The sequence below is a fragment of the Pseudomonas sp. 31-12 genome, from assembly GCF_003151075.1.
GTDB lineage: Bacteria > Pseudomonadota > Gammaproteobacteria > Pseudomonadales > Pseudomonadaceae > Aquipseudomonas.
The window spans coordinates 2433375-2457566 of sequence record NZ_CP029482.1 but is presented as its reverse complement, the minus strand read 5'-3'; the positions used below and the strand labels follow the sequence as shown (position 1 = coordinate 2457566).

Sequence of the window (24192 nt, the reverse complement as noted above, 5' to 3'; positions counted from 1 at the left end):
AATGAATTTTAACTCGGTAGGATTGCCGGCCCCAAGGAGCCCTCGGCATCCGATTCGCCGAACTTGTCCGATGCACGATCGGCCCTGTGACCAGGCGAAATCTTTTCAATCGATCGGCTCAGAACTCATCGGTAAAGAAACCCCATTTGCCGACCAAGTCATCTAATGCGAGTGAAATCCTCGACTCGGCCATCAGCTCCGCAGGCGTGTAACTCAACGCCACCGCGACCGCCATAGCAAACTCATTCAGATCTCCTGGCTCGAATGGCCAGACTTGAAGCTTCATCAGCGACGAGTCGTTGGGTCTGTATTCATCGACGACCTCTACCGCGTCCTCCAAAAGCAGATAATTCGTGAGCGATATGGCCATGGTTTTTTGAGGGTAGTCCGCCAACAGCGTTCGAGAATCCAGAAACGTGTCGCCAGCTTCGGCTAGTGCGGAATGGCTGAAAGCACGGACGAAGAACGACCTCAACCTCGGTGACGATACGAGACTTCGCACATACCTCAAATCTACTGGACCTTGGCTGAATTCCCATTCCAGTTTGCGGCGCAAATGATCCTGTAGATTTGGATGATCCGCCATCACCACAGTTGGGGCAGTAATCAGTTCCATAAAGTCACACGCCAACCCCATGTTCTAACCGCTTCAGAAAAGTGAAAATCGCCTGGCACCCCTCTTCTGTCGCCAGCATTTCGCTGGGGTGACGCCCTGCAAAAGCAGTGCGTTCTTCTTGTACCCAATGCACTGCGCCGGCTCCGAAAAATGCCAAAATCGCGTCCACGGCTTGTGTGTAGCTGGTGATGTATTTTTCATCCGCGATGTGGGCTTCAATCGGATCGAGATGCCCCCTCGCGGAGTGTTTCCCGCACCGAGCTACGAGCCACCCCTCAAGACTTACCACTTCGCCAGGCTTGCCGCACAGCTCACAGATACAGCCTGAGGCAAGCTGCGCGATTTCAAAAACCGAACCGATATCCTCATCGCTTCCGCTGTGGTAGATCCGAAGCTGACCGAACTTTTCTTTCGCCTGGGTAACCTTCACGTCGAGCGCCTTTAGCTCGGCATGTCGCCGGGTCAGGCGAAGAGTCGCTTCGATGAGATTCGCCCACCCGTCATTGCATTCAAAACCGAAGACTGCATCCCCGGAAAAGTCTTTCGGGAAGAGCAGAGTGCGGTACTGATTTGCGAGAAGCCTTTCGATGAAATTATTCATTACCCATTGCCCGCTTTGACCACAACGGGACGCGGGTCTGACCTCGCAATTTTGATGGATACACCTGTCCGTCCATCAGCTCGTAGCAGACCCGCTCATCGACCCTACCAATCGCAGAAAGAGGCTCCATCAGCCAGGCACCTTTTTGATTCAACCACGGTGGCGATACGAGCTGCACTTGGCGAATGAATTGCTCGGGAGTGTCCCTTGTGGCTAGCTCCAAGAAGAACTGTATTCTCGAAATCATGAACTGTTGCTGCGAGGAGATTTGTTGATCCACGGTCTCGTACGTAACGAATAACCACTCGTCATTGGACGTTTGTGAGATATAGGCCCACCGTTGCGCCCCTTCTTCCAAGACGAAAAACGGACTCTGCAATCGGGCTTGCGAGCGGGTTTCGAACATATTATGTCTCCAGAACATTGCAATGCGTACTATAGTACGCTGCTAACATTTTCTCAATGTGGCCATATACTCCTTTTTGGGAGTGGCGCATGCGGGAGCTGAATGAAGCGTTTGGAAAGGCCTTAAGGGACATGAGACTCAAGGCCAATCTCGCTCAGGTGGACTTTCCACCAAAGGTCAGCAGGGAACACGTCAGTCTGCTGGAGCGCGGGCTACGTTCGCCCAGCTTGGAGGTGATCGATAATCTGGCCGAGGTGATGGGTGTATCGCCCCTGGCGCTTGTACTCCAGTGCTATCTCTACCGCGATCAATCCAAAAGCATCGAGATCCTGGTGGGAAAAGCCATGAGCGAGGTCAGGATGGAAATGATTGCCGGCGCGCCTAGGAAAAAGGATGGCGATCAGTCCTAGGCTACACGCTGAATGCGTGAAATTTAGATACCAGTCCCAACGCTCTTCGTACAAATCTGCCATTTGATGAACACTTTTCAGCACAGAGGTGAAGTGGCGGTGTGAACGTACTCTCGCTCACTGGTGAGTAATTACCTTCGACCCTTGGCACGCGCCCCATACTCCAAGGAGCTATATGTCATACCAGAGCGCTTATGAGCTTCGATCTCGCGACCACTCACCGCCCCGTACCATCCAGAGTTCGCGAGTCAAGAAAAGATCAATAGCTCACAGATAACCGGCCAGTGTCGTGAAAAAGCCATCTCCAGCACCTCTATATAATCGCTCTATAATTCCCTATAAATTCTGCTTGCGGCGCCACCCATCCCTGCTGCGTGACTATCAATTCTCCTGAACGTTCAGGCATAAAAATTGAGGTTATTGGGAGCCACCACAGTCATTCCAGACCGATTTCAGACCAGAAAAAAGGCCCCACAGGGCCTTTTGTCAAAGTCGCGTTCTTTACTTCTTGAGCCACGACTCGACGGTCGCAGACCCATGCTCAGATTTCCACTGCTTCAAAATCTTGTGGTTACCACCTTTTGTTTCAACGCGCTCACCCGTTTTCGGATGTTCATAGATTTTCACCTCGCGCGGTCTCCGAGTCCCAGCTTTCGGCGCATCAGCGGCAGCGCCAGCGCCAGCCCCCCGACGTACGCCTTTTGGGTCCAAAAGGTTAACGACGTCCTTGAGACTGAAGCCATATTTCGCAAGTAAATCGCGAAGCTTCGTTTCAAATTCAATTTCTTTTTTCAGCCCGGCGTCACCCTTCAGTGCTTCAAGTGCCTCTAACTGCTCGGCCAGATGTTTTTCTAACTGACGATATTCTGAAAGCTTGGACATGTAATGCTCCTCAGGTCGAATGGTCACTGCTAGTTAAGTTTGCTTTCGCGCCTCGTGAAAGCGGCTCCAGCCAAGTGGTAAAGATAATCTAGCAGGTCTTGCGCGGCTCATTACTGCATCTATCCTGAGCACCACCCGATACCGGAGACTGCGCTCTGAACAAACAAAGGCAAAATGGAAACCCGCAAGTCGCTTTCAGTTGATGTTATCTAAATGACTGTGGCGAGATTGGAAAATTCCCATCCGACTTTTCTGTGCGAGCGAACCGCTTGACAGGTTTCGGCCATAGCCCCTGACGATATACAGCTTTTTCACTACCTCGCTTGGTACTCAACAATGCATCAATAATTTTTTGACGGGCCCTGTCGCAGCTGCTGGTTGAAACGAGAATCTAAGGCGATGCGAGCAAAGTAGTTAAACAGATTCAATCGAAACCAGTTCGAAGTACTTAAACTTGCGCTTCTTCGCTTCCGCCTTCGCTTCCTGCTCAGCAATGAGGCTACTCAGCGTGCTCGCCTCGTAAACAAACATCTCAGCTTTGCCCTCAAATTCCGCCGTTACACGAAGCGTCACCTTCAATTTCGGAGAGCGAGAAGTCGGAGCCGGCCGGGCTTTCGAGACATGCTGTTGATCTGACATAACTCGCAAATCAGGAGCTTCCAGTACGGCATCATTGTTCGTCGTGCCGAAAAGCGCTTGGCGCATTTCTTCTTCGCTCAGATTCTCGTTCATGCAGGTGTCTCGTGTGCTCTTGTTGGTTGATCAGTATTGAATGCCTAAGAACTCAGTATCGACCGTAGCGCTTCAGGAGCAACAGATGGGTCGGATTCATTGGGCGAATTCTAACTTAATCGCTGCTGCGACGTGAGCGATGGTCACCGTTCGCTTCGTAGTATCGGTAGCCTTGATCGTTCCGTCGGCGGTGGCGACTGGAGCCTGCGTTGTTTCCTGCTTCATCTGCATGCCCTCCATACCGTCCACTTTCATGCCCGGCATGTCATCTGCCTGCGCTGAAATTGACAGTGCAATAATGGTGCTGGTAAATGCAATCAGAGTCAGCTTCATACGACTTTTCCTTGAGGGTTGATGGGTTCAACTGAGAGGTGCCGTCGCCGCATTAGGCGGTAGGCCGCCGGAATGACAAACAGGGACAGCAAGGGCGCCGTGATCATGCCGCCAACCATGGGCGCAGCGATGCGGCTCATCACTTCGCTGCCGGTCCCGCTGCCCAACAGGATGGGCAACAGACCGGCAATGATGACGGCCACAGTCATGGCCTTGGGTCGGACACGCTGCACAGCGCCTTCACGAATCGCCGCGACTAATCCACGCTCAGTGCTGTCGCCGAGGTCTTCACGTTCGGCCCAGGCGTTCTTCAGATAGAGCAGCATGATCACGCCAAACTCGGCAGAAACCCCGGCCAAGGCGATAAAGCCAACGCCGGTGGCGACCGAAAGATTGAATCCCAACAGATAGAGGAACCATGCCCCGCCCGTCAGTGCGAATGGCAGCGTGGCCATGATCAGCAAGGCCTCATCGAAGCGGGCAAACGTCAGGTAGAGCAACACGAAGATGATCAACAGCGTGGCAGGCACCACCAGCTTGAGTCGTGCGTTGGCCCGTTCGAGAAACTCGAACTGCCCTGAGTAACTCAGACTCATGCCGGGCTGCAACTTGACCTGCTCATTGACGACCCGGCGTAGATCAGCAACTACCGAGGCAATGTCCCGACCACGCACGTCGATGTATACCCAACCAGAGGGCCGCGCGTTCTCGCTCTTGAGCATCGGCGGACCGTCAGTAACTTTGACCTTCGCCACTGTACCGAGGGTGATCTGGCTACCTAGCGGGGTATAGATCGGCAATTGCTCCAAGGCACCGAGCGAGTCACGCCACTCCCGTGGGTAACGCACGTTGATCGGGAAGCGTGCGAGCCCTTCAATGGTCTCACCAACATTTTCACCGCCGATAGCGCCGGCCACGATGGACTGAACATCGGCGATATTCAGTCCGTAGCGAGCGGCGGCTTTGCGGTCGATATCCACGTCGATATAGCGGCCACCGGTCAGACGCTCGGCCAGAGCCGAACTGACGCCGGACACGCCCTTGGCTACTCGCTCAACCGCCTGAGTCGCAGCATCAATTTCCGCCAGGTTGGTACCGGCAACTTTCACGCCGATGGGACTCTTGATCCCGGTCGCCAGCATGTCGATACGGTTGCGAATCGGTGGTATCCAGATATTGGTTAGTCCAGGAACTCGTACCACTCGATCCAGTTCTTCCACCAACTTTTCCTGGGTCATGCCCGCACGCCATTGCTCGTGCGGCTTGAACTGGATGGTGGTTTCGAACATCTCCAGCGGTGCTGGGTCGGTGGCGGTTTCAGCGCGTCCGGCTTTACCGAAGACATGTTCGACCTCTGGGACGGTCTTGATCAAACGGTCGGTCTGTTGCAGCAGTTGCGCGGCCTTCTGCGCCGACAGCCCCGGCAAAGCCGAAGGCATATAGAGCAGATCGCCTTCGTCCAGCGGTGGAAGAAACTCACCACCCAATCGAGAAATTGGCCACAGCGCACTGACAAAAACCAACAGCGCCACCAGTAGCGTGACTTTGGGGCGGCGTAGCACCGCATCCAAGGCTGGCTGATAGATCCTGATCAACCAACGGTTCAACGGGTTCTGTTGCTCATTGGGGATTCGTCCTCTGATCCAATAGCCCATCAGCACTGGCACCAAGGTCACTGACAATACCGCCGCTGCGGCCATGGCGTAGGTCTTGGTGAAAGCCAAAGGGCCAAACAGCCGACCCTCCTGGGCTTCCAGCGTGAACACCGGGATGAACGACAGAGTGATGATCAACAAACAGAAGAATAGCGCCGGGCCTACCTCTGCCGCCGCCTCAGTCATTACATGCCAATGATGCTCACCCTTCAATTCTTCCCCCGGATTGGCAGCGTGCCAAGCCTCAATCTTCTTGTGGGCGTTCTCGATCATCACCACGGCGGCATCGACCATGGCGCCGATGGCGATGGCTATTCCGCCCAAGGACATGATGTTGGCGTTGAGGCCCTGATAGCGCATGACGATGAAGGCAATCAGCACCCCCACCGGCAGCGAAATGATCGCCACCAGGGATGAACGCAGGTGCCAGAGGAAGATCCCACACACCAGCGCGACGACGATGAACTCTTCGATGAGCTTGTGGCTGAGATTTTCCACCGCGCGGTCAATCAGCTTGCTGCGGTCGTAGGTCGTGACGATTTCCACCCCGGCCGGCAGGCTGCTTTTCAGTTCGTCGAGTTTGGTTTTGACCGCCGCAATGGTCTCGCGAGCATTCTTGCCGCTGCGCAAAATCACCACGCCGCCGACGGTCTCGCCTTCGCCGTCGAGTTCAGTAATGCCACGCCGCATTTCCGGTCCCAACTGAATCGTGGCCACATCGCCAAGGGTTACCGGCACACCGCCGGAACCCAGTTTGAGCGGGATCGCCCGAAAGTCATTAAGCGTCTTCAAGTATCCGGAAGCGCGCACGATGAACTCGGTCTCTGCCATCTCCAGCACGGCACCACCGGTTTCCTGATTGGCCTTGCCGATAGCGTCGGTCACCTCAGCCTGAGTGATACCGAGGCTGGCCAGTTTGAGCGGATCAAGCTGCACCTGGTACTGCTTGACCATACCCCCCACAGTGGCCACCTCCGCAACGTTCGGCAGGGTCTTGAGTTCGAACTTTAGAAACCAATCCTGAAGCGCACGAAGCTGTGCCAGATCGTGTCCGCCACTGCGATCTACCAATGCGTACTGATAGATCCAGCCCACGCCCGTCGCATCCGGTCCCAACGCCGGCTTGGCGCTGGCCGGCAACCGACTTTGTATTTGGCTCAGGTACTCCAACACCCGCGAGCGAGCCCAGTACAAGTCAGTGCCGTCTTCGAACAGCACGTAAACGAAGCTGTCGCCGAAGAAGGAATAGCCACGCACCGTCTTGGCTCCCGGTACTGAGAGCATCGTGGTGGCCAACGGATACGTCACCTGGTTCTCGACAATCTGCGGCGCTTGTCCCGGAAAAGGAGTGCGGATGATTACCTGAACATCGGAGAGATCCGGCAGCGCATCGATGGGCGTGCTCTGCACCGACCAAATACCCCAAGCCGTGACAAACAGTGTCGCCAGTAGCACCAGGAATCGGTTGGCCACTGACCAACGAATCAGGGCGGCAATCATGGCTGGCTCCTCGATTTATCCAGGCGCTCAACACGCAATCCATCATCGGTCTGGCTCACCGCGATCCGAACCTTGTCACCCGTTTTTAGGCCCTGTATCAGCGCCGGGTTAGCGAGTGGGAACGTCATCGTCATGCCAGGCATGCCCAGCGTCTTGAAAGGGCCATGGGCGAGCATGACTTCTTTGTCGTTGATCTCAACAATCTGCCCATCCGCCTCATGAAAACTGGAAGTTGCTGCGCTGGGCAGTGACGCTTCCTCCGAGTTTGCAACGATTCCCTTAAGACTGGCCTCCGAATCGAGCAGGAACTGGCCAGACGTAACCACCTTCTGGCCTTCTTCCAGACCTGTCACTATCGCCGTCTTGCCATCGTTTTCCTGCCCGAGGTGCACTTCGACTGGACGGTAGCGGCCCGCGTCTTCGGCGAGCATCACCAAGGCGCGTCGGCCAGTGCGGATGACGGCCTCGCTCGGCACCCACAACACCCTTTGCCCGGTCGAGCGAGTCAGGCGTACCTGTGCCGTCAAACCCGGTCTGAGGCGTCCGTCGGGATTGGGGAGTTCCACCCGCACGCGAAGAGTGCGGCTGTCCGGGTTGGTCTCGGGCAAAATCGCGCTGACTTTGCCACTGAGCATTGTCCCGGGGAAGGCTGGTAGACGCACTTCGACCGCCTGCCCCACGGTGATCGCTCCGGCATCCGATTCTGGAACGGCCACGGCAAGCCAGACACTGCTCAAGCCATTGACGCGTGCCAGAGTATCGCCAGTCGCCACAGTCATACCCGCACGTACATTCAATTCTTGCAGCACACCACCAATAGGGCTGGTGAGCGTCAGGTAGGGTTGAACCTTGCCGCCACGCTCTACCTGAGCAATCAATGCTGCTGGCATACCGGTGAGCCGCAGTCGCTGACGGGCCGCAGCCAACAGGTCAGCATCCCCGCTGCGCTTCAGGGCAAGAAACTCTGTCTGGGCAGCGGCCCATTCCGGCACCAAGATATCCGCCAACGCCGCGTTGGCTTTGAGCACATCACCGGGAGCATGGGCATAGACCCGCTCCACAAAGCCAGTGGTGCGCGCCTGAATCACAGCGACATCACGTTCGTTGAACACCAAGACACCTGTCACGTCGAGGCTGGAATCAAAGATCCCACGGGTGACAGTCGCAAAACGCAGCCCGAGATTTTGGGTCAGACTCGGATCGATGCTGACGCTCGCACGATCCCCTGCGCCGCTGGCGTATTGAGGGACCAGTTGCATGTCCATGAAGGGGGACTTACCGGGCTTATCGAACTTTTGTTGCGGGTACATGGGGTCGTACCAATACAGTGCTTTGCGTTCGCCCGGTGAATTGAGGCTCTGCTCCTGTGTGGTATTTGGTAGTCCACTCATGCGCTGATGCGCCACCCAGTAACCCCCGGCAACACCTAATGCCAGCGAGATGCCTACCAGCAATGCCCCGTTCCCTTTTTTAAGGATCATTGGCTGGACTCCCCATAAGCAAAATACAGACGCGCACTGGTCAGCGCTCGCTGCTCTTCCACGTCGGTCTGTTTGAGGCGGGCCTCTATGAGTTCACGCCGGGCGGCAACAACGGCGTTTAAATCGCCTTTGCCCGAGCGATAACTGGCCATGCTGAGTTCGACCTTTTCCTTGGCCAGCGGCAACAGGCTTTCCTGGTTGCGGCGCACAGCACGATTCAGACGCTCATAGTCAGCGAGTTCGTTTTCCAGTTGCTGGGTGTGCTCGCGAGACAGGGCTTCGCGCTCGGCCTCAAGCTGATTGAGTTCAGCCTGTTTGGCTGCAATTTTGGGGTTTTGGCGGGAGTCAGGAAACAGCGGCAGGTCCCAGGAAAATTGCACGCTGACCATATCGCCGAACTCACGGCCTCGGCGCTGGTAATCCAGTTCCCAGCTCCAGTCCGACTGCTTCTCCGATACCGCTTCATTGACTTTGGCTTGCGCTTCACGGGTCATCGGCGCAAACGCGGCCAACTCGGGATGGTGTTGCAGTTTATGAGCGTAGCTTGAGGTTTCGACAGGCCATTCAGGCAGGCTGCCCACAGGCTTGTCGTTGGCGGCGGAACCAATCCAGCGTTTGAGGGCCGCTCGGGCCTGTGCTCTTTGGAGAATTAGATCGTCCTGTTGCTCCGCCAGTTGAACCGCTTCCTGCTTGGGTGTCACTGCATCAGCGGGTTGAGCGCGACCACCGGCAATCTGGGCCCGGACGGTATCGGTTAACAGGCGGTTTTCTTTGTAGAAGTCCTGGAAAAGCGCATCTTTGCGCTCAACCGAGTAGCTACTGATCCAAGCCAACGCGGTGGACTGGCGTACCTTCAGACGTTCGACTCGACGCTCCGCAGCGGCGCGATCAACGGCCGCATCGGCGACCTCAATCCGCGCTTTGCGCTTGTCGCTGTTGGGCATCTCTTGCCTGATTCCGACCATTTGCATGGTCATGAAGTCCTGGTCGATGCTCCAGCGATCCGGACCGCCAACGGGGTAGTTCTGAACACCCAGCAGCAGCTTGGGGTCGGGTAGCTCACCGGCTGGTATAGCCGCGCTGCTGGCAGCCTGAATTTTGGCGTCTTGTGCGGTCAGCGACGGTGCATTGTTTTCGGCCAGCCGCAACGCTTCATCGAGTGTCAATGCGGCAGCGAAGCTCGGCAATGCCAGTACGCTTGCCGCCAGACCGGCCACGAAGGACCAGCCTGTGCAATAGCACTTGGAGTTCATGTTTACGATTCCTGTGATCATCCACTGCACGCGTCAAAAGACATGCGCGCACCTAGTCGATCCCGCTAATGCGGAATGAGGCTTTATATGGGACAGGAATTAAACGCGAGGCGGTCGCCATACCCCGGACGGGGGCTGTACGGGTAGGGAATCGATGAAAAAGGAAAGCACTACAGGGCTGAATACAGTTACAGGAGGCTTGAAGATTGAGACTTGCAGCATGCCGCCCGTCTTGCACTCCTGACCCGGCTTACAAGGCTTGCCGTGCTCGGTAGGGCTTTTCATTTCGTTGCAGCAGTCCATCCCCATGTCATCCATCATCACCATGCCCATCGTCTTCATGGGACAAGGTTCCGTCGGTGCTTGGACGCCCGCCATCCCGCTGAGGGGAAGCGCCAAGCTAATCATGAAGATGATGCAAAACCGCAGATAGCGTTTCATGGGCTGGAGTGTAGTCGCTGCAAATGGCTCTTACAATCGGATGAAGTCGACCCCAATGGCCGAGTGATGCGCTAAAACACAGCCTGAATTAAGCCAATATTACCGACCTTAAACAAAAGTATCTGACATGCAGTTTCTGGATCTGCAATTTTTTCAAAACAGATCTAGGCGCCACTCAAGCCAATCCAGCCGTGACGCAGGACTTCACCTGAACGGTTGCGTCAATTGGTTATCTCAGCTGCCATTGCATAAGGACAGTGCTGACAGCCAAACCGAATGTAAGGACTCCAATTCCAAGGGTAACCACGATAAGCTGAGCACGTTTCCACAAGGCTAATCTCCCGTTTCGACTACTCAACGAATGGTGAGTACAACCATGCGAGCAATTACCAAGCCAGTTGGTAGGATCAGGTATAGACATTACGACATTGCGACGAAACGCCCTCTTCGGGGACGACCTATCGATGTCATGGAGTGCGACTTCAGATACGGATCCTGGTGAACGCTGGTTACGTTCCCGTATCAGTAGTCATCTTTGTGAAAAAGGTGCAGCCATCGGGCACCTTGTTTCAGCCAAGGAAGCAGCATAATATTTTGCTCATCAATTGAATAGTAAACCCCCTCACTATTGCACTAAGTGAAAGATGAAACTGCTAGCATGCCATCCAGCTGTATGTTATCTAGCACGAAGCTTAACTTACGTTAGACCTATCTTACATAACCAAACCAGCATTAGTTCTTTCGGTTCTTTGACTGCTCTAAACCGCCACCCTAACATCATTACTAAAAACCTACTTGTACATTGAGTGCAAGCAATGGAGCATTAACTGAAGGTTTATCACTTCCAGAAGTCGCTTTTCACACCAGCTGATTTATTTAGTCTAAACATGTTCGATAGATGCCCCAATCGTTCCTAACCTAACTAAGCTTCTAGCGAACCATAAATTTTATCCCCGATGTACCTCAATGTGGAGTAGTCATCATGGCTGAATCTGAGACCCGCCCCCCCCTACCGCCGTTTGACCGTGAGTCTGCGACACTCAAAGTTCGTCTGGCTGAAGATGGATGGAACAGTCGAGATGCGGAAAAAGTCGCATTGGCCTACACCCCCGACACCAGATGGCGCAATCGCGTCGATTTTGCAGTCAACCGGGCTGAGGCTCAGGCGCTCCTTACGCGAAAATGGAATAAGGAGTTGGAGTATCGACTTATCAAGGAGTTATGGGCGTTCACCGAAAACCGTATTGCTGTGCGATACGCCTATGAGTGGCGCGACGATTCCGGGAATTGGTATCGCTCATACGGAAATGAAAACTGGGAGTTCGCAGAGAACGGTTTGATGGCGCACCGTTTTGCGTGCATCAACGACATGCCCATCAAAGAGTCAGAACGAAAGTTTCATTGGCCTCTGGGCCGTCGCCCGGATGACCATCCAAGCCTTTCCGACCTGGGTCTTTGAGGAGGGCGGAGTACCTGCGCTAACTGACGAAGACGCATAGAAAAGCAGCGCTAGACGGCGAGTTGATTAGCACGCTAACCAGATCTGCATGGCTAATACTGTCATGCTAATCAATCGGAGGTAGCATGAGACAATTTTATGCAGTCACTCTCTCAATTGGAATTTCCCTGTTCCCACTCTCTCACGCAAGCGCTGACGAAGTCCTCTCGCAAGCTGAGGACACTACGGCAGGGGCAGCATTTGGTGCAGGCACTGGCGTTCTAATTGGCGGAGCCGCTGGCGGCCCTTTAGGCGCATTAATCGGAGCTGCACTAGGGATTTTCGGTGGCAGGGAAGTGCAAAAGGCTACAGGTCTAGAGGAGCGAGCCTACGCTGTCCGAAGCAATACCGGTGAAGAACGAGTGGTGCGCTCGCCGCGCAAAGAGTTTGCCATCGGTCAACAGGTCGAAGTTAGAGGAAACCGACTGCACGCCCCCTCCCCCCAATAGATGCAGTTGTTGCCACTGAGCCCGCCATCCGCGGGCTCTTTTCTCTTGCTATCCCTGAACGCTAAATTGATAAAACACCCCCTTATTTCCATATTTGCTCAAGCGCATGAGCCAGCGGACTAGGCATTTCGCGCATGAAATCGAAGAAAGGTCGAACAACAACTGTTTGATGACTATTTGTTAGGGGTTGTTCAGCCCAAATCACGCCGTATCGAGAGAGGATTCGAATCATCTCGCTACGTTGATAGGTGCCTCGCTCGACCAACGCGGCAATTTCTCGGAAAGCTCCTTCAACTGCGCCAGGCCAGAGCACTGCACCAACGATACTCGGGGTTGATCCGGCTTGATGGATGCGGTGCGCAATTCCCGGTTCAAGTTGTATGGCATCGCCCTCGTGCAGCAATGCAATTCTATGTCGACCAATACGAATATCCAGCTCCCCCCTTAGCGCCACTACGAGCTTTGTTTCGTGGCTATGCATCAACGGCAGGTTGTGAGCATGCAAGGGCAACTCGAAGCGCATAGCAGTACCTGTTCCACCGATGCTGGCCTCATCCACATCAATCCAAACCCAGTAGCCGCCAGGAATCAGCAGTATTGCTTCCGAGTTTTCAACGTTCATGTGCACTCCCATGCCTGTGCTGTACAAGCCCGCTTAAAAAAAACCGCTGCCTAAAAGTAATCGAAAACGAGGAGTACTCTTCATGCGTAAAGTCACGATGTATACAACCAGTACCTGCCCGTACTGCAATGGTACGAAGCAGCTGCTGGACTCCAAAGGGATCCCGTACACAGAAACCAATGTGGGAACTCAAAACATCAAGCAGGAAATGGTGAAACGCAGTAGTCGGCGTACGGTCCCCGAGATTTTCATAGGGACCGCCATGTCGGAGGTTACGACGATTTGGCCCAACTCCAGCGCGAAGGCGGATTGGCCGAAGCTCTCCAGCCGCATCCAGCAGGATGAACAGACCGTCGTTGTTTCGTTTACAAGTCCAGCACCAGGGGGGCATCGCCCTCCTTGCTCTGCGCAGGGACTGCGCAACAAATCAACACCTCTCCCTGCTCCGGCATCTCGGCGGGCAAGTTCAGATAGTGCACCTGCCCGCTGATCAACTTCGTACGACAGGTTCCACACGAGCCGCCGCGGCAACTGAAGTCCGGGTTCAACCCCCTACTCTCAGCCAGTTCCAGCAAGCTGCCGTTTCCCGGCTCCCAACGCGCCTCCTTCGCAGACGTCGAGAACAGCACTTTGACCGGGCTACTGGCCGCCGGGACTTGCTCGACTGCCGGTGTCAACTGGTCGCGCAACCGCACCAGCGTCGAAGGGCCGAAAGTCTCAGCGTGAATGCGATCGTCGCCAATGCGTAATTCACGCAGCCCATCGTATAAAGCCTGGGTGAACGCGCCCGGACCACACAAGTAAAAATCATAATCGTCCAGTGGCAACAGCGCCTTGAGCAGCGCGACATCCACACGACCGGCCAACTCGAAGTCTTCGCCCTCTCGGGCGTGCTGCTCGGGCTGACTCAAAAGTCGCAAGGCGCGAATCTTGTCTTTCGCACGGGTCGCCAGTTCAAACAGTTCGTCCCGAAATGCCAGCTCCGCCAGGCTACGCGCGCTCTGGATAAACCAGGTCGGCCGGGTGCGCCGAATTCGCTCTCCTTCATAAATGACTTCGCGCAGCATCGATAGCAGGGGCGTGACCCCCACGCCGGCCGCCAATAGAACCAATGGCCGATGTTCATCGGCCTGCACTGTGAATCGTCCCTGAGGGGCGCGGGCTTCGATGATATCCCCGACCCGAATCTGGTCGTGCAAATGCGACGAAATCAACCCATCGCGCTTGACGCTGATCCGGAAGAAGTTGTCAGAAGGTGCGCTCGACAAACTGTAAGTTCTGACAAGGGGAGGCTGCCCTTCAACCAGGCTAAACCGTACCGGTAAATGCTGCCCCGCCTCGAAACGCGGCAACCCCGCGCCATCGTCAGGTTCCAGATAAAAAGAGCTGATGGTGCTGCTCTCTTCAACGATACGGGTCACGCGCAGATGCCGCCATTGATCGCGCAGGGCATCAGCCTGTAAACGACCCTCTGCTTTCTCCCAACTGCCGGTCATCAAACTGTTAGGCGAGAAACCTTCGAATGCCCAGCGCAGGGCCAGCACTGCGCGCCTTCTGACGACCTGCTCCACCGTTAAGGTCCAGAGTCTTTCGGAACCTTGGAATGCTGCGATTTCCGGCCCCTCAAGAATAAGCTCCGTGCGTCCGGCCACCTGAAGCACATCACCTGACGAGAAATCGACAAAAACCAGACCGGCCTTGGGATTGAGCAACAAGTTGCCCAACGTATTGAAATGCAGATTGCCGGCAAAATCGGGAATCGTCAGCACATTGCCTTTGACCCTGACAAAACCTGGGTTACCACCGCGGTGCGAAACGTCCACCGAGCGCCTGGATGAGTCGCCGTCCAGGTCGACGTAGCTGGTGAGAAAGAATGTATCGGCTTTTCGAATCATCTCTTTTGCAGCCTCGTCCAATTCGCTCAGGCATTCCGCTGCAACATCGGATGAGGAACGACCAACGCTAACCGGCTCAACACTTCGCAACTGGATGTATTGCGGACAGTTGCCGAAAGCGTGCACGACAGAAACGGCAACACCGCCAGATGAGACGGTGCTGATATTGCCGTTCATTCGATTGCGCCTTCTGGTCTTTAGATCGATGCCGAGCAGCCCGACTGCGGCACCGGTATCTAATGCTCCTTTGACTGGATCACCATCCGCGGGAAGCCGGTCGATTTGCAAAATGCGTGAATCGGGAGAGTTAACGAACCCTGGAGGGCCCTCTATTAACGTCGCCCAAGGAATGCCTTTTTCATCGACAGCACCTAGGACTAGATACGGGAGCTGGCTGTAAAATGAACGATGCTGATCCGGCATGTAGTCACGTACAACCTTTCGCCCAAATTGCTCCATCTGCTGCGCCACGCCGACGCTTTCCTGCAAGTGCCGCTCACCGGCATGCCAAGGTGACCCCCCCGGCTCGTCAGTTTTATTCATGATCACCTCTACGTATTCGTAAACAGGTGCAGTTCACTCACCGCCCAACGTGTATTGATTGATGCCCCGTGATGTGTCTAACCACACATCCACTAGATACCATCAACCCAGCGTCTTGCAGGTCGGAGCACTGCACGGTTTTGCGAGACACAACGGCGTCCCGCGCGCCTTTACATCATTTACATCATTTACATCATTTACATCAGTCGCCCGCGACCGTGCCTATGACAGCTTTAGAACTTTTTCCTGTCTTCACCGGTGTGACCTGATGGACGAACTTCCTCTCCTTTAGCGTAGGCCCGGATCACCGCCAGACGATCAGTGATTTTCGCTAGCCAAGTGGAAATGTGCGGGTAGGCGTCCAATGCATTCCTTGTTTCTCGTGTTGAAGCAACCATGGCTAGATCGCCATGTCAGCGATCGAATACTCGCCTGCTATGAACGGCTGATGGCTCAACTGCTGCTCCATTACCTTCTCCAGTCGCTCGGTCTCTTTTGATTACTGAATAAGGGCCTCGGGAACTTGTGGCGTCTCAAACCAGTTACGATCAGGAGTGGCAAAGCGCATTTTCTGACGGATAAACGTCGCGTTCTCAGAACCTGTGAGTTTTTCCAGCAGCAAAAAAGCGACTTCAGTGGCCGTGCCTGGTCCGCTCGAAGTAATGATGTTGTCGTCAACCACGACAGGTCGATCGACGAACAGAGCACCTGTTTCCACTAACTGATTCTTCCGCTTTCCACCTTCCTGGTGATAGGTCGTCGCATTTCTGTCACGCAACACGCCCGCTACACCCAGACATACCGACGACACACAAACGCTGGCAACGGGTTTGCCGGCTTCGACAAAATAGCGAATGGTCTCCAGAAAGGGCTCACTTAAAGCTTCTTCATAAAATCCCGACGGTTCAAAACCACCCGGCAATGCCAAAGCGTCAAAGCTACTGATATCCAAATCGCGCAACAAAAAACGTGGATTAATCGTAAGACCAAACGTGGTTACGATCTTTCTACGAAGGCCTGCATTTGCTAACTCAAGAGGAAAATCACCGAGCAAATCGGCCCAGCCGAGCACGTCGGTAAACGCAGCCATTTCCATCGGCTCGACGCCATTGGCTAGCAGCATGAGTACTCGTTTCATCGGGTAGTAATCTCCGCGGTGAGGCTTTAAATAAACTGCTTGAAACGCATGCTCCGCTTTAATCGCTTCGATGAGAATGAACACAAAACACAATCCAATGTTTCGCTCACTGAAATGCTGGAGTGCGTTTGTCGGTTTGTAGCAAAGGTGGTATCAGACACGTTTCCACGCGTAACACTGTAAACCTGGACACATACGGGACACAGCTAGCCAAAGTGAGTCGCTGATCGTTCAAAGAGCATCCGGTAGCATTGCCGGATGTTCGCGCAGGCCCTCGACAATGTAGTCGACAAAACTGCGCACTCTCATCGAGGCCCTACGCCTTTCTCGGTAAACGACATGTACTGGAAGCGCTGGCAGCTCGAAAGGTTGCAGTACCCGGCGCAATCGACCGCAATTCAAATAATCGTAGGCTGGATAACTCAAGCAGCGCGTAAGCCCCGCACCATGAGCAGCCGCATCCATGGCAGCTTGAACAGTGGTGCAACTGACCCGTGATCGGGCCTTAATGGTGTTCTGAATGCCTTGTTTGGAAAACTCCCAGTGGATCTTCTCCCGATAAGCTTGTATGCCAATCAACCGATGACTTTTGAGGTCCTCCGGCTCGGCGGGCACACCATGGGCTTCGAGGTATGCAGGACTGCCACAAACGATCGAACGAACATGGCCAACAGGCCTAGCGATCAACGATGAACTGGGCAAATGTCCCACCAGCACTGCCACGTCAAGACCTTCCTCGTTCATGTTCGGAAAACGATCATGGTAATGAGCGAATACTTTTACTTCGGGATAAACCTCCATGTAATTCGCGAGTAAAGGCGTCATCACATAGCGGCTGAAAAGAAGTGGAAGCAACACGGTCAGATTTCCCTGGGCCTGAACATGAAGGCCTTTCGCAGATGCTTCTGCGTCTTCGATTTCCTTGAGGATGCGGGAGCAATCGGCCATGAATGCCGCACCCGACTCAGTCAACGACACTCCACGAGTGCTTCGCTGCAATAACGGCACTCCGAGACGCGTCTCCAACCGGGCAATCGCGCGAACTACCGTCGGGCCAGAGACATTAAGACGGCGCGCTGCCCCTGCTAGGCTTGGGCGCTCTGAGAGCGCTTCAAACATGAGCATTTCATGATAGCGGTCCATCAAAGCGTACTTTTAACAGTGGGTCTAAGCGCTGTATCACATCCCAGACGTTCCGTGAGGAAATCCACAAAGGTACGTACCTTCGCTGGTACGCGAGTGCTCTTAAGATAAACAACCTGGATGGGCAAAGCGGGTGGTTCAAAATCCTGGAGCACTACCTCCAATTCACCGGCCGCTACCTGACTAGCCACCTGGTAGGACAACACACGTGTCACGCCCCAGCCCAAGCAGGCAATATTGATAGCAGCTTGATTGGCGGTCACGACCAACCGCGGATCGAAGCGAAAGCTCAATGCATTCCCGTCATTCTCAAATTGCCAATCGCTTAACAAATGGCTCGCGGACGACATAACGATTTTGGCGGAGCTTAATTCGCCAGGGTGGCGGGGCCTGCCGAATCGCTCAAAATAGTCGGGGGTGCCACAAATCACTTGGCGCACCTCGCCAACCTTGATGCCGTGCTGATTATTCTCGTGCAGATGGCCGATACGGATCGCCACATCGATACCTTCATCAACCATGCTCGTCACGCGGTCAACCAGTAACGCGTTGAGATGTACCGAAGGAAATTGATCCAAATACTCAGCTAGCAAAGGCGCAATGTACAACTCACCAAAAAGCACGGGAGCTGTCACAGTCAGATGCCCACATGGAATTGAGTAGCTGCCAGCAGCAGCCTCCTCCGCTTCATCGACCTCACCGAGTATTCGCCGGCAATCATCCAAGTATCGTTGCCCGGCCTCTGTCAAGTGCAGGCTACGTGTGGTCCGTGAGAGCAGCTGAGTGCCGATGCGTTCCTCCATGGCAGCAATGGCACGAGTAACGCTGGGGGGTGAAATATCTAGACGACGTGCGGCGGCGGCAAAGCCTTCTTCTTCAGCCACCGTCATGAATATCTGCATTTCTTGAAAGCGATCCATAGGCGACTCTGCCGTGGCGTAGGGACAGCAAGATCTGAACGCGAGAGCGAGCAGACATAAATGCCAAGAGTGTCGCCAATGGCGACCCGCGCAAACCCTGTCCAGATGACTAGCGCGACAGGCAAAAAATTCGAAGACAAATCGCAGACGATCAGCAGAGCTTACCCGGAATGTTTCCCGGGTAGCTCCGTCATTTCGATCAAGCTTGCTGCAAGCCCGTAGCAGTACGTTGCATACCAACGAAATTTGGCAATGCCTCTATACTGCTCAACCAAGCACGGACGTCAGGATAGTCAGTCAGTGCAACATTACCTTCCGGGGCGTGGGACACGTAGGTATAAGCTGCTACATCAGCGACGGTCGGTTTATCGCCAGCCAGGAATTTACTTTTACCCAACTCTTGCTCCATGACCGTGAGCAAGCTGTGGGACTTGCTGATCGCATCTTCCGCATTGTAACCGGCACCGAACACGGTAATCAGTCGAGCCGTAGCCGGGCCTGAGTTGATCTGACCGGCCGCGACTGACAACCAGCGTTGTACTTTTGCTTGCGCTAAGGGATCACTGGGCAGCCACTCACCGTTGCCGTATTTAGCAGCGAGATAGACCAGAATCGCGTTCGAGTCAGCTAGAACGGTGCCGTTATCATCGATCACCGGTACTTGGCCGAAGCTGTTGAGCGCTAAGAATTCGGGCATCTTGTGCGCGCCCTTCATCAGATCCACAAATATCAACTCTGTTGGCTGGCCGAGCAGTGAGAGCATCAATTCGACACGATGCGCGTGGCCAGACAATGGGTGACGATAAAGCTTGATTGGTTGTTGGGACATGACGTACTCCGGTTGTTTTTGGATTCGACCCGGTGATCGTGTCGATGGCGTCATCTTGCTCTTCCCTACCAAACAGCGGAATTACCATTATTTACAATCCAGCATTTCACTGGGAGTAATGGTCAGCACTCTATTCTCAGTCCACTGCCGGGGATCCAAGCATCAAATTCATGAACGCGACCGCCGCTGTACTGTGGTAGTTATTTTTCCGCCTGAGAATCGACACGCCACGTTGAGGCGCCTTATCGAGCAAGGCCAGTTTTTGAAGAGCGCGATCCTGCATGGCGATGGGTTTCGGAAGGATGGTAGCGACCGCGGTGTTTCGGATGACTTCAAGCAACGTGTTTACGGAGTTGACCTGAATCGTCACCTTTGGCGTGATTTTCGCGTTGGTGAAGTACTCATCGATACAAATGCGCGTAGCGAAGTCAGAGGTCAGCAAAGCAAAATCCAGTTGAGCTAACTGAGCCGTCGTGAGTGCAGGGGGATCAGCAATAGCTCGCCACTGACTTGCTCTACCAGCAAATGGTCCCCCGGCTGGAAACGCGCTGCCAGTTCGGGGCTGACGACAGTCACACGACTACCAGCGAAAGGGATCTGTGTACCAGCGACTAGTTGTTCGAGCGCGAGAGACATGGAGCAGGTTTACCATCAAGAGGCGGCCGCAAAATGTATAGGAATCGCCATCCTCCGTCACCTGCTACTAACCGCCTCACGGAGGGTAACGAACTCTTCTGCGGAGGTCGGATGAACGCCAATAGTGTCATCAAAAAGTCGTTTGGTGGCACCCGCCTTAAGAGCAATCGCTAAGCCTTGAATGATATCCCCCGCGTCCGGACCGACCATGTGGCATCCCAACACTCGATCAGATTCTGCGTCCACTACCAGCTTCATCAGCGTCTGTTCAGGCGACTGGGTGAGAGTCAATTTCATGGGTCGGAACCGGTTCTCGAACACCACCACTTTGTGGCCTTGCTCAATCGCTTGCTGTTCGGTGAGTCCTACCGTACCAATATTTGGCTGGCTGAACACAGCAGTTGGAATATGGCGATAGTCGACCGGTCGATACTGCTCAGGCTTGAACAACCGACGGGCAACTGCCATGCCCTCTGCTGTCGCAACGGGTGTCAACTGGACACCGCCAATGACATCACCCAGAGCCAAAATGGAAGGCTCGCGAGTTTCAAAGTGCTCATTCACGTCAATGTAGCCAGCCTCGTTGAACTCTACGCGCGTATTTTCCAACCCCAGGTTATCGAGCATTGGCCTACGACCAGTGGCATAGAAGATGCTGTCAGTTTCCAATTGCGTCCCATCCTTAAGCGTCGCGAGCAAGCTTCCATCGGCCTGCTTCTCAATTTGGACAATGTCAGTATTGAAATCTAATCGCAGACCGCGCTTAGTCAGCTCCTCTGCCAAATGAATACGCACTGATTGATCGAATCCTCGCAAAAACAGATCGCCTCGATACAGCAGCCGAGTATCGGCTCCTAGCCCGTTGAAAATGCCAGCGAATTCCACAGCAATATAACCACCTCCGACCACCAAGATTCGCTTGGGCAGCTCTTCCAGGAAGAACGCTTCATTTGAAGTGATCGCATATTCATGTCCCGGAATTTTCGGAATCTGCGGCCACCCGCCAGTCGCAATCAAAATCCGCTCAGCGCTGAAACGCTGGCCGTTTACATCGACATGGTTCGCATCTGCTAATCGTGCATGGCCTTCGAGCAACGTGACGCCGCTGTTAATCAAAAGCTTACGGTAGATGCCATTGAGACGGTCGATCTCACGGTTCTTGTTCGCAATAAGCGATGGCCAGTCGAAATTCGCCTTGCCAGCTGTCCAGCCGAAGCTTTCAGCCTGTTGGAAGTCGTCAGCAAAATGGGCACCGTAAACCAACAACTTTTTTGGAACGCAGCCGACATTTACACATGTGCCGCCTAAGTATCGACTTTCGGCAACCGCTACTTTTGCACCAAAACCTGCTGCAAACCGTGCAGCCCGTACTCCACCCGAGCCGGCACCAATGACAAATAGATCGAAGTCGTGGCTCATTTCAGTTCTCTGTAAGAATGCACAGCACCCGGCTGTCCAATATCATTTTATGAATAACAACCGGAGCTTCAGCGACTTCATCAGTGAGGCACAAAGCCTTGAAAAAAAACCTTCGTCTGAACGTGGTTGGCACATATCAGTCATGCCTAATCCGCTAGCCTCGCTTGCCAAAGCTCCCATGAATTGGGGAAGCAAAAAGCCCGCTTCGTGCTCACGATGAAGAACGATCGAAGTATCCGGATAGGAGCCGCCAGGGCAGGATTGAGTAGTGCCGAACATTGGAATCTCCCAGTTATGGAGAACGCTGCGACAACTCCAGTGGTTGATCGCTTCTAGGATCAGTTTCACCAACAAAGGCGCTTTAGAGAATGGGCAGATATGTCATGGCTTAATTGTGCAGGGTGAAACAATGTTAATAGAGCTTTGCGAACACGCATCCAACCTACCCGTCCAAAAGACCCAGAGCGATACGTAGCATGAGATCGCTTACGCATGACTGTCGACGTGGGTACGGTGGGGTCAACTGGCGGGGTTGGTCGCAATTCAACCGATAGCCCTAGACCGTGTCAGTGGGGCCAATGATTAGCGAGTGAGATGTACACCAACCTTCTGTCGATGGTGCCTTGAAAGCAGGTTACGCCTCCACAGCTTTCCAGCGACGTGTAGTGAAGGGTCAATCAGCGGCATTGTGCGTCAGTCCCTCGGAGCTGAAAGGGAGTTCGAAAGTTTTTTCATCGACGACGAAAGCTTCATTTCGTTTTCTGTACGGTGCAGATCATTCGTTGTAGTGGTGAGCTGGCTAGTGAGAATACCTAACTCCGCCAAAATGCCCTGAACCTTTCCTTCACGATCTTTTTCGCTCAGAGAGTGATCGTTCTTAATGGCATCCAACTCCTCCATTTTCTTTTGAATTTTTTCTTGGATGTCTCTGATCACTTTGAGAATTTTTTTCACACCATCCGGCAGATTGCTAGCATCGATGTCCGCATTTTTTTCACTCTCACTTGACGCTTTCGCTGCCCCTTCAGCGGACAAGGTCACTTTTACACCTTCGGTAACTGCCGATAGGTCGGAGTTACCTGGAGCCTCGCTCGGCACAGCCTTGGGAGTATTTGCGGGTTCTGTGATTCTAGTCGAAGCGCGTGTAGTGGCATTGATTTCCATGAGAGTCTCCTTTTTTGTCCCTACTTTATCGACATGGGCTAAAAGTACTTTAAGGTCAAATTCCTCCGCGCGCACATCGCGAGCCATGGCCAACACACATGCACCTTGGCGTTGCTGTCTGATAAGCGGCTAGGTCGCGATTGGCAGTCCATGCTGGCGGATCCTGCGCATGAGTGGACCGTTGACGGTCTCGCTGAAACCGCAAGCATGTCTCGCGCAACGTTTATGCTAGCCTTCGTACGGGTGGCTGGAGTTTCACCTTGGGTATTATTGACTCAGGTCCGAATGGAGTTGGCGGTCAACCTGCTAAACCATTCACATTTGGGTTTGAGCGACATTACTTCCTAAGTCGGGTATCAATCCCAAGCGGCTTTCAGCAAAGAACTCAAGGAAATATACGGTGAAGCACCTGGGAGAGTGAGACGGGGGATGTAACATCTCCGACATTTCCATATGCCGGACGATGAGGAAGATTTATTAGCCTCGTGCGGCTTGGGATACGGTAAAGCTATCCTCCAACATTCGAAAGCTCGTAATCAATCCGTCATCTACCTCTAGCACCAGTACAAATGACGTTTCAATACGTTTACCCGTGGCTTTTACGACTGACGCAAGGTCACCAAGTATCAATGCGCGATGCTCATTCGCAAGGATATCGTGGACGTTGAGACTCTCGCTTGTTATCAACGCCGCAGTATCTCTTACGAAGTCAACAATAGCCTCTCGGCCTGTTTTTTTACCAAGCCATGGCAGTGCCCCCTCATCACCCGCAATTTCCCAACGCGCGTCCTCAGCAAATAGATGCGCCAGTGCTTGAGAGTCTCCAGCACCCAGTTTTTGTAAGAAGTTCTGCGCAAATTCTAGATTGTTTTGCCCATTCATGATCATTAAGTCTCTGGTCGTTTTGAGAAGTCATTGTCGAATAATGGGTAGGCGCTTTTCTAGTACTTACCAGTTGGTAAGTGCCCTAGGAGTATCGAGGACGATAAACCGTCTTGATCTGCACCATAAACACCCTGCCGCATGCCTTGTGGGTCAATTTTCAATCAGCGCCAACAAGATAAGGTTATCTCCCCTCAATTAACCGGTCACGGATACCAGCAACCGCAGCCTGAATCTCCATGACATTTTCTGCTGTCATCCCTACTGCCGACTGAATGCAGCCTGGAACCTTGAGTGCATCCGACTTCAATGTCCTGCCCTTGTCCGTCAGTCTGACCCGCACCTGACGCTCATCTTTTGGATCCCGGCAACGGCTTATAAGTCCCGCGCTTTCCATACGCTTAACTAATGGCGTTAGTGTGCTCGACTCCAGAAATAGCCTGCTACCCAGATCCTTGATGATCTGATCATCCTTCGCCCAAAGCGCCACCATCAGCAAATACTGCGGATACGTTAGGCCTATTGCCTCCAATATCGGACGGTAGAACTGCGTAAGCGCATGTCCCGTTGAGTAGATCGTGAAGCATAAAAACTCATCCAGTGGCGCGAAATCGTCTTCCGGAATTTTTAATTTGGTCACCTGCTTCTCCCTTGCTACCTAGGAAAGCAAATTATTACGTGCGCGATTCAATCGCAAGCTATTGACAAAATATTTTACATGCTGCACGATTATTACTAGAGCGA

The 24192-nt window shown here is 53.8% G+C and carries 22 protein-coding genes and 5 pseudogenes; 4 read left to right on the top strand and 23 right to left on the bottom strand.

The window, feature by feature from the left end; genetic code table 11:
* Window positions 1-118: 118 nt before the first annotated feature.
* From DJ564_RS11415 to DJ564_RS11405, 3 genes are read right to left on the bottom strand one after another with little or no spacing between them, the layout of a single operon-like run.
* Window positions 119-616 (bottom strand): hypothetical protein, encoded by a 498-nt coding sequence (locus DJ564_RS11415; RefSeq protein WP_162556196.1) that lies wholly within the window; start codon window positions 614-616, stop codon window positions 119-121.
* A 4-nt stretch (window positions 617-620) separates the two neighbouring features.
* Complete coding sequence (locus tag DJ564_RS11410) at window positions 621-1217, bottom strand: antitoxin Xre/MbcA/ParS toxin-binding domain-containing protein (protein WP_109629165.1); 597 nt, start codon at window positions 1215-1217, stop codon at window positions 621-623.
* Complete coding sequence (locus tag DJ564_RS11405) at window positions 1210-1623, bottom strand: hypothetical protein (RefSeq protein ID WP_109629163.1); 414 nt, start codon at window positions 1621-1623, stop codon at window positions 1210-1212. Before DJ564_RS11405 ends, DJ564_RS11410 begins: the two co-directional genes overlap by 8 nt.
* An 89-nt stretch (window positions 1624-1712) precedes the next feature.
* Between DJ564_RS11405 and DJ564_RS11400 the strand changes: the two genes are divergently transcribed.
* Window positions 1713-2033 (top strand): helix-turn-helix domain-containing protein, encoded by a 321-nt coding sequence (locus DJ564_RS11400; protein WP_162556195.1) that lies wholly within the window; start codon window positions 1713-1715, stop codon window positions 2031-2033.
* 501 nt (window positions 2034-2534) lie between these two features.
* On the opposite strand, the gene DJ564_RS11395 is transcribed toward DJ564_RS11400, so the two are convergent.
* From DJ564_RS11395 to DJ564_RS32370, 7 genes and pseudogenes are all read right to left on the bottom strand, one after another.
* Entirely contained in the window at window positions 2535-2915 is a 381-nt protein-coding gene (locus DJ564_RS11395) for a histone-like nucleoid-structuring protein, MvaT/MvaU family (protein WP_109629159.1), read from the bottom strand.
* Between the two features lie 414 nt (window positions 2916-3329).
* On the bottom strand, window positions 3330-3647 hold the full coding sequence (locus tag DJ564_RS11390; protein ID WP_109629157.1) for a hypothetical protein: 318 nt from the start codon (window positions 3645-3647) through the stop codon (window positions 3330-3332).
* Window positions 3648-3773: 126 nt separating this feature from the next.
* Window positions 3774-3980 (bottom strand): annotated as a pseudogene (locus DJ564_RS11385) (heat-shock protein HtpX); the annotation flags it as partial.
* Window positions 3977-7135 (bottom strand): efflux RND transporter permease subunit, encoded by a 3159-nt coding sequence (locus tag DJ564_RS11380; RefSeq protein WP_109629155.1) that lies wholly within the window; start codon window positions 7133-7135, stop codon window positions 3977-3979. The pseudogene DJ564_RS11385 and the gene DJ564_RS11380, both read right to left, overlap by 4 nt.
* Window positions 7132-8616, bottom strand: coding sequence for an efflux RND transporter periplasmic adaptor subunit (locus tag DJ564_RS11375; protein WP_109629153.1), 1485 nt, complete (start codon window positions 8614-8616; stop codon window positions 7132-7134). Before DJ564_RS11375 ends, DJ564_RS11380 begins: the two co-directional genes overlap by 4 nt.
* Window positions 8613-9869, bottom strand: a complete 1257-nt coding sequence (locus DJ564_RS11370) for a TolC family protein (RefSeq protein WP_109629152.1) — start codon at window positions 9867-9869, stop codon at window positions 8613-8615. Before DJ564_RS11370 ends, DJ564_RS11375 begins: the two co-directional genes overlap by 4 nt.
* A gap of 99 nt (window positions 9870-9968) precedes the next feature.
* Window positions 9969-10310 carry a hypothetical protein gene (locus DJ564_RS32370; protein ID WP_109629150.1) on the bottom strand — a complete coding sequence of 114 codons (342 nt, stop codon included), beginning with the start codon at window positions 10308-10310 and terminating at the stop codon, window positions 9969-9971.
* Between the two features lie 982 nt (window positions 10311-11292).
* On the opposite strand from DJ564_RS32370, the gene DJ564_RS11360 reads away from it, so the two are divergent.
* Window positions 11293-11769 (top strand): nuclear transport factor 2 family protein, encoded by a 477-nt coding sequence (locus DJ564_RS11360; RefSeq protein ID WP_109629148.1) that lies wholly within the window; start codon window positions 11293-11295, stop codon window positions 11767-11769.
* Window positions 11770-12339: 570 nt separating this feature from the next.
* On the opposite strand, the gene DJ564_RS11350 is transcribed toward DJ564_RS11360, so the two are convergent.
* Complete coding sequence (locus tag DJ564_RS11350; protein WP_109629145.1) at window positions 12340-12879, bottom strand: cupin domain-containing protein; 540 nt, start codon at window positions 12877-12879, stop codon at window positions 12340-12342.
* A gap of 82 nt (window positions 12880-12961) precedes the next feature.
* Between DJ564_RS11350 and grxC the strand changes: the two are divergent.
* Window positions 12962-13224: pseudogene (gene grxC, locus DJ564_RS11345) on the top strand (glutaredoxin 3).
* A 20-nt stretch (window positions 13225-13244) separates the two neighbouring features.
* On the opposite strand, the gene DJ564_RS11340 reads toward grxC, so the two are convergent.
* The 10 genes and pseudogenes from DJ564_RS11340 to DJ564_RS11300 all read right to left on the bottom strand — a co-directional run bounded on the left by DJ564_RS11340 (window position 13245) and on the right by DJ564_RS11300 (window position 22566).
* On the bottom strand, window positions 13245-15317 hold the full coding sequence (locus DJ564_RS11340; protein WP_109629143.1) for a pyridoxamine 5'-phosphate oxidase family protein: 2073 nt from the start codon (window positions 15315-15317) through the stop codon (window positions 13245-13247).
* A 499-nt stretch (window positions 15318-15816) separates the two neighbouring features.
* A complete protein-coding gene (locus tag DJ564_RS11335; protein ID WP_256597495.1) occupies window positions 15817-16539 on the bottom strand; it encodes a DJ-1/PfpI family protein in 723 nt (240 codons plus the stop codon).
* Between the two features lie 147 nt (window positions 16540-16686).
* On the bottom strand, window positions 16687-17598 hold the full coding sequence (locus DJ564_RS11330; RefSeq protein ID WP_109629141.1) for a LysR family transcriptional regulator: 912 nt from the start codon (window positions 17596-17598) through the stop codon (window positions 16687-16689).
* The gene (locus tag DJ564_RS11325; RefSeq protein ID WP_109629139.1) at window positions 17598-18518 is read right to left on the bottom strand and encodes a LysR family transcriptional regulator; all 921 of its coding nucleotides are present in this window, start codon (window positions 18516-18518) and stop codon (window positions 17598-17600) included. Before DJ564_RS11325 ends, DJ564_RS11330 begins: the two co-directional genes overlap by 1 nt.
* A gap of 199 nt (window positions 18519-18717) precedes the next feature.
* Window positions 18718-19347: a glutathione S-transferase family protein gene (locus DJ564_RS11320; RefSeq protein WP_109629137.1), complete on the bottom strand. Its 630-nt coding sequence runs from the start codon at window positions 19345-19347 to the stop codon at window positions 18718-18720.
* A 136-nt stretch (window positions 19348-19483) separates the two neighbouring features.
* A pseudogene (locus tag DJ564_RS11315) lies at window positions 19484-19810 on the bottom strand (LysR substrate-binding domain-containing protein); the annotation flags it as partial.
* Window positions 19811-19827: 17 nt separating this feature from the next.
* A pseudogene (locus DJ564_RS11310) lies at window positions 19828-19983 on the bottom strand (glutamate-5-semialdehyde dehydrogenase); the annotation flags it as partial.
* A 57-nt stretch (window positions 19984-20040) separates the two neighbouring features.
* Window positions 20041-21402 carry a glutathione-disulfide reductase gene (gene gorA, locus DJ564_RS11305; protein ID WP_109629134.1) on the bottom strand — a complete coding sequence of 454 codons (1362 nt, stop codon included), beginning with the start codon at window positions 21400-21402 and terminating at the stop codon, window positions 20041-20043.
* 42 nt (window positions 21403-21444) lie between these two features.
* On the bottom strand, window positions 21445-21681 hold the full coding sequence (locus tag DJ564_RS31970; RefSeq protein ID WP_162556194.1) for a hypothetical protein: 237 nt from the start codon (window positions 21679-21681) through the stop codon (window positions 21445-21447).
* A gap of 414 nt (window positions 21682-22095) precedes the next feature.
* Window positions 22096-22566, bottom strand: a complete 471-nt coding sequence (locus tag DJ564_RS11300) for a hypothetical protein (RefSeq protein ID WP_162556193.1) — start codon at window positions 22564-22566, stop codon at window positions 22096-22098.
* A gap of 63 nt (window positions 22567-22629) precedes the next feature.
* Between DJ564_RS11300 and DJ564_RS32365 the strand changes: the two are divergent.
* Window positions 22630-23001: pseudogene (locus DJ564_RS32365) on the top strand (helix-turn-helix transcriptional regulator); the annotation flags it as partial.
* Window positions 23002-23043: 42 nt separating this feature from the next.
* On the opposite strand, the gene DJ564_RS11290 reads toward DJ564_RS32365, so the two are convergent.
* Together DJ564_RS11290 and DJ564_RS11285 are read right to left on the bottom strand one after the other, a co-directional pair.
* A complete protein-coding gene (locus DJ564_RS11290) occupies window positions 23044-23448 on the bottom strand; it encodes a nuclear transport factor 2 family protein (RefSeq protein WP_109636002.1) in 405 nt (134 codons plus the stop codon).
* A gap of 184 nt (window positions 23449-23632) precedes the next feature.
* On the bottom strand, window positions 23633-24088 hold the full coding sequence (locus DJ564_RS11285) for a MarR family winged helix-turn-helix transcriptional regulator (protein WP_109629130.1): 456 nt from the start codon (window positions 24086-24088) through the stop codon (window positions 23633-23635).
* Window positions 24089-24192: the final 104 nt, after the last annotated feature.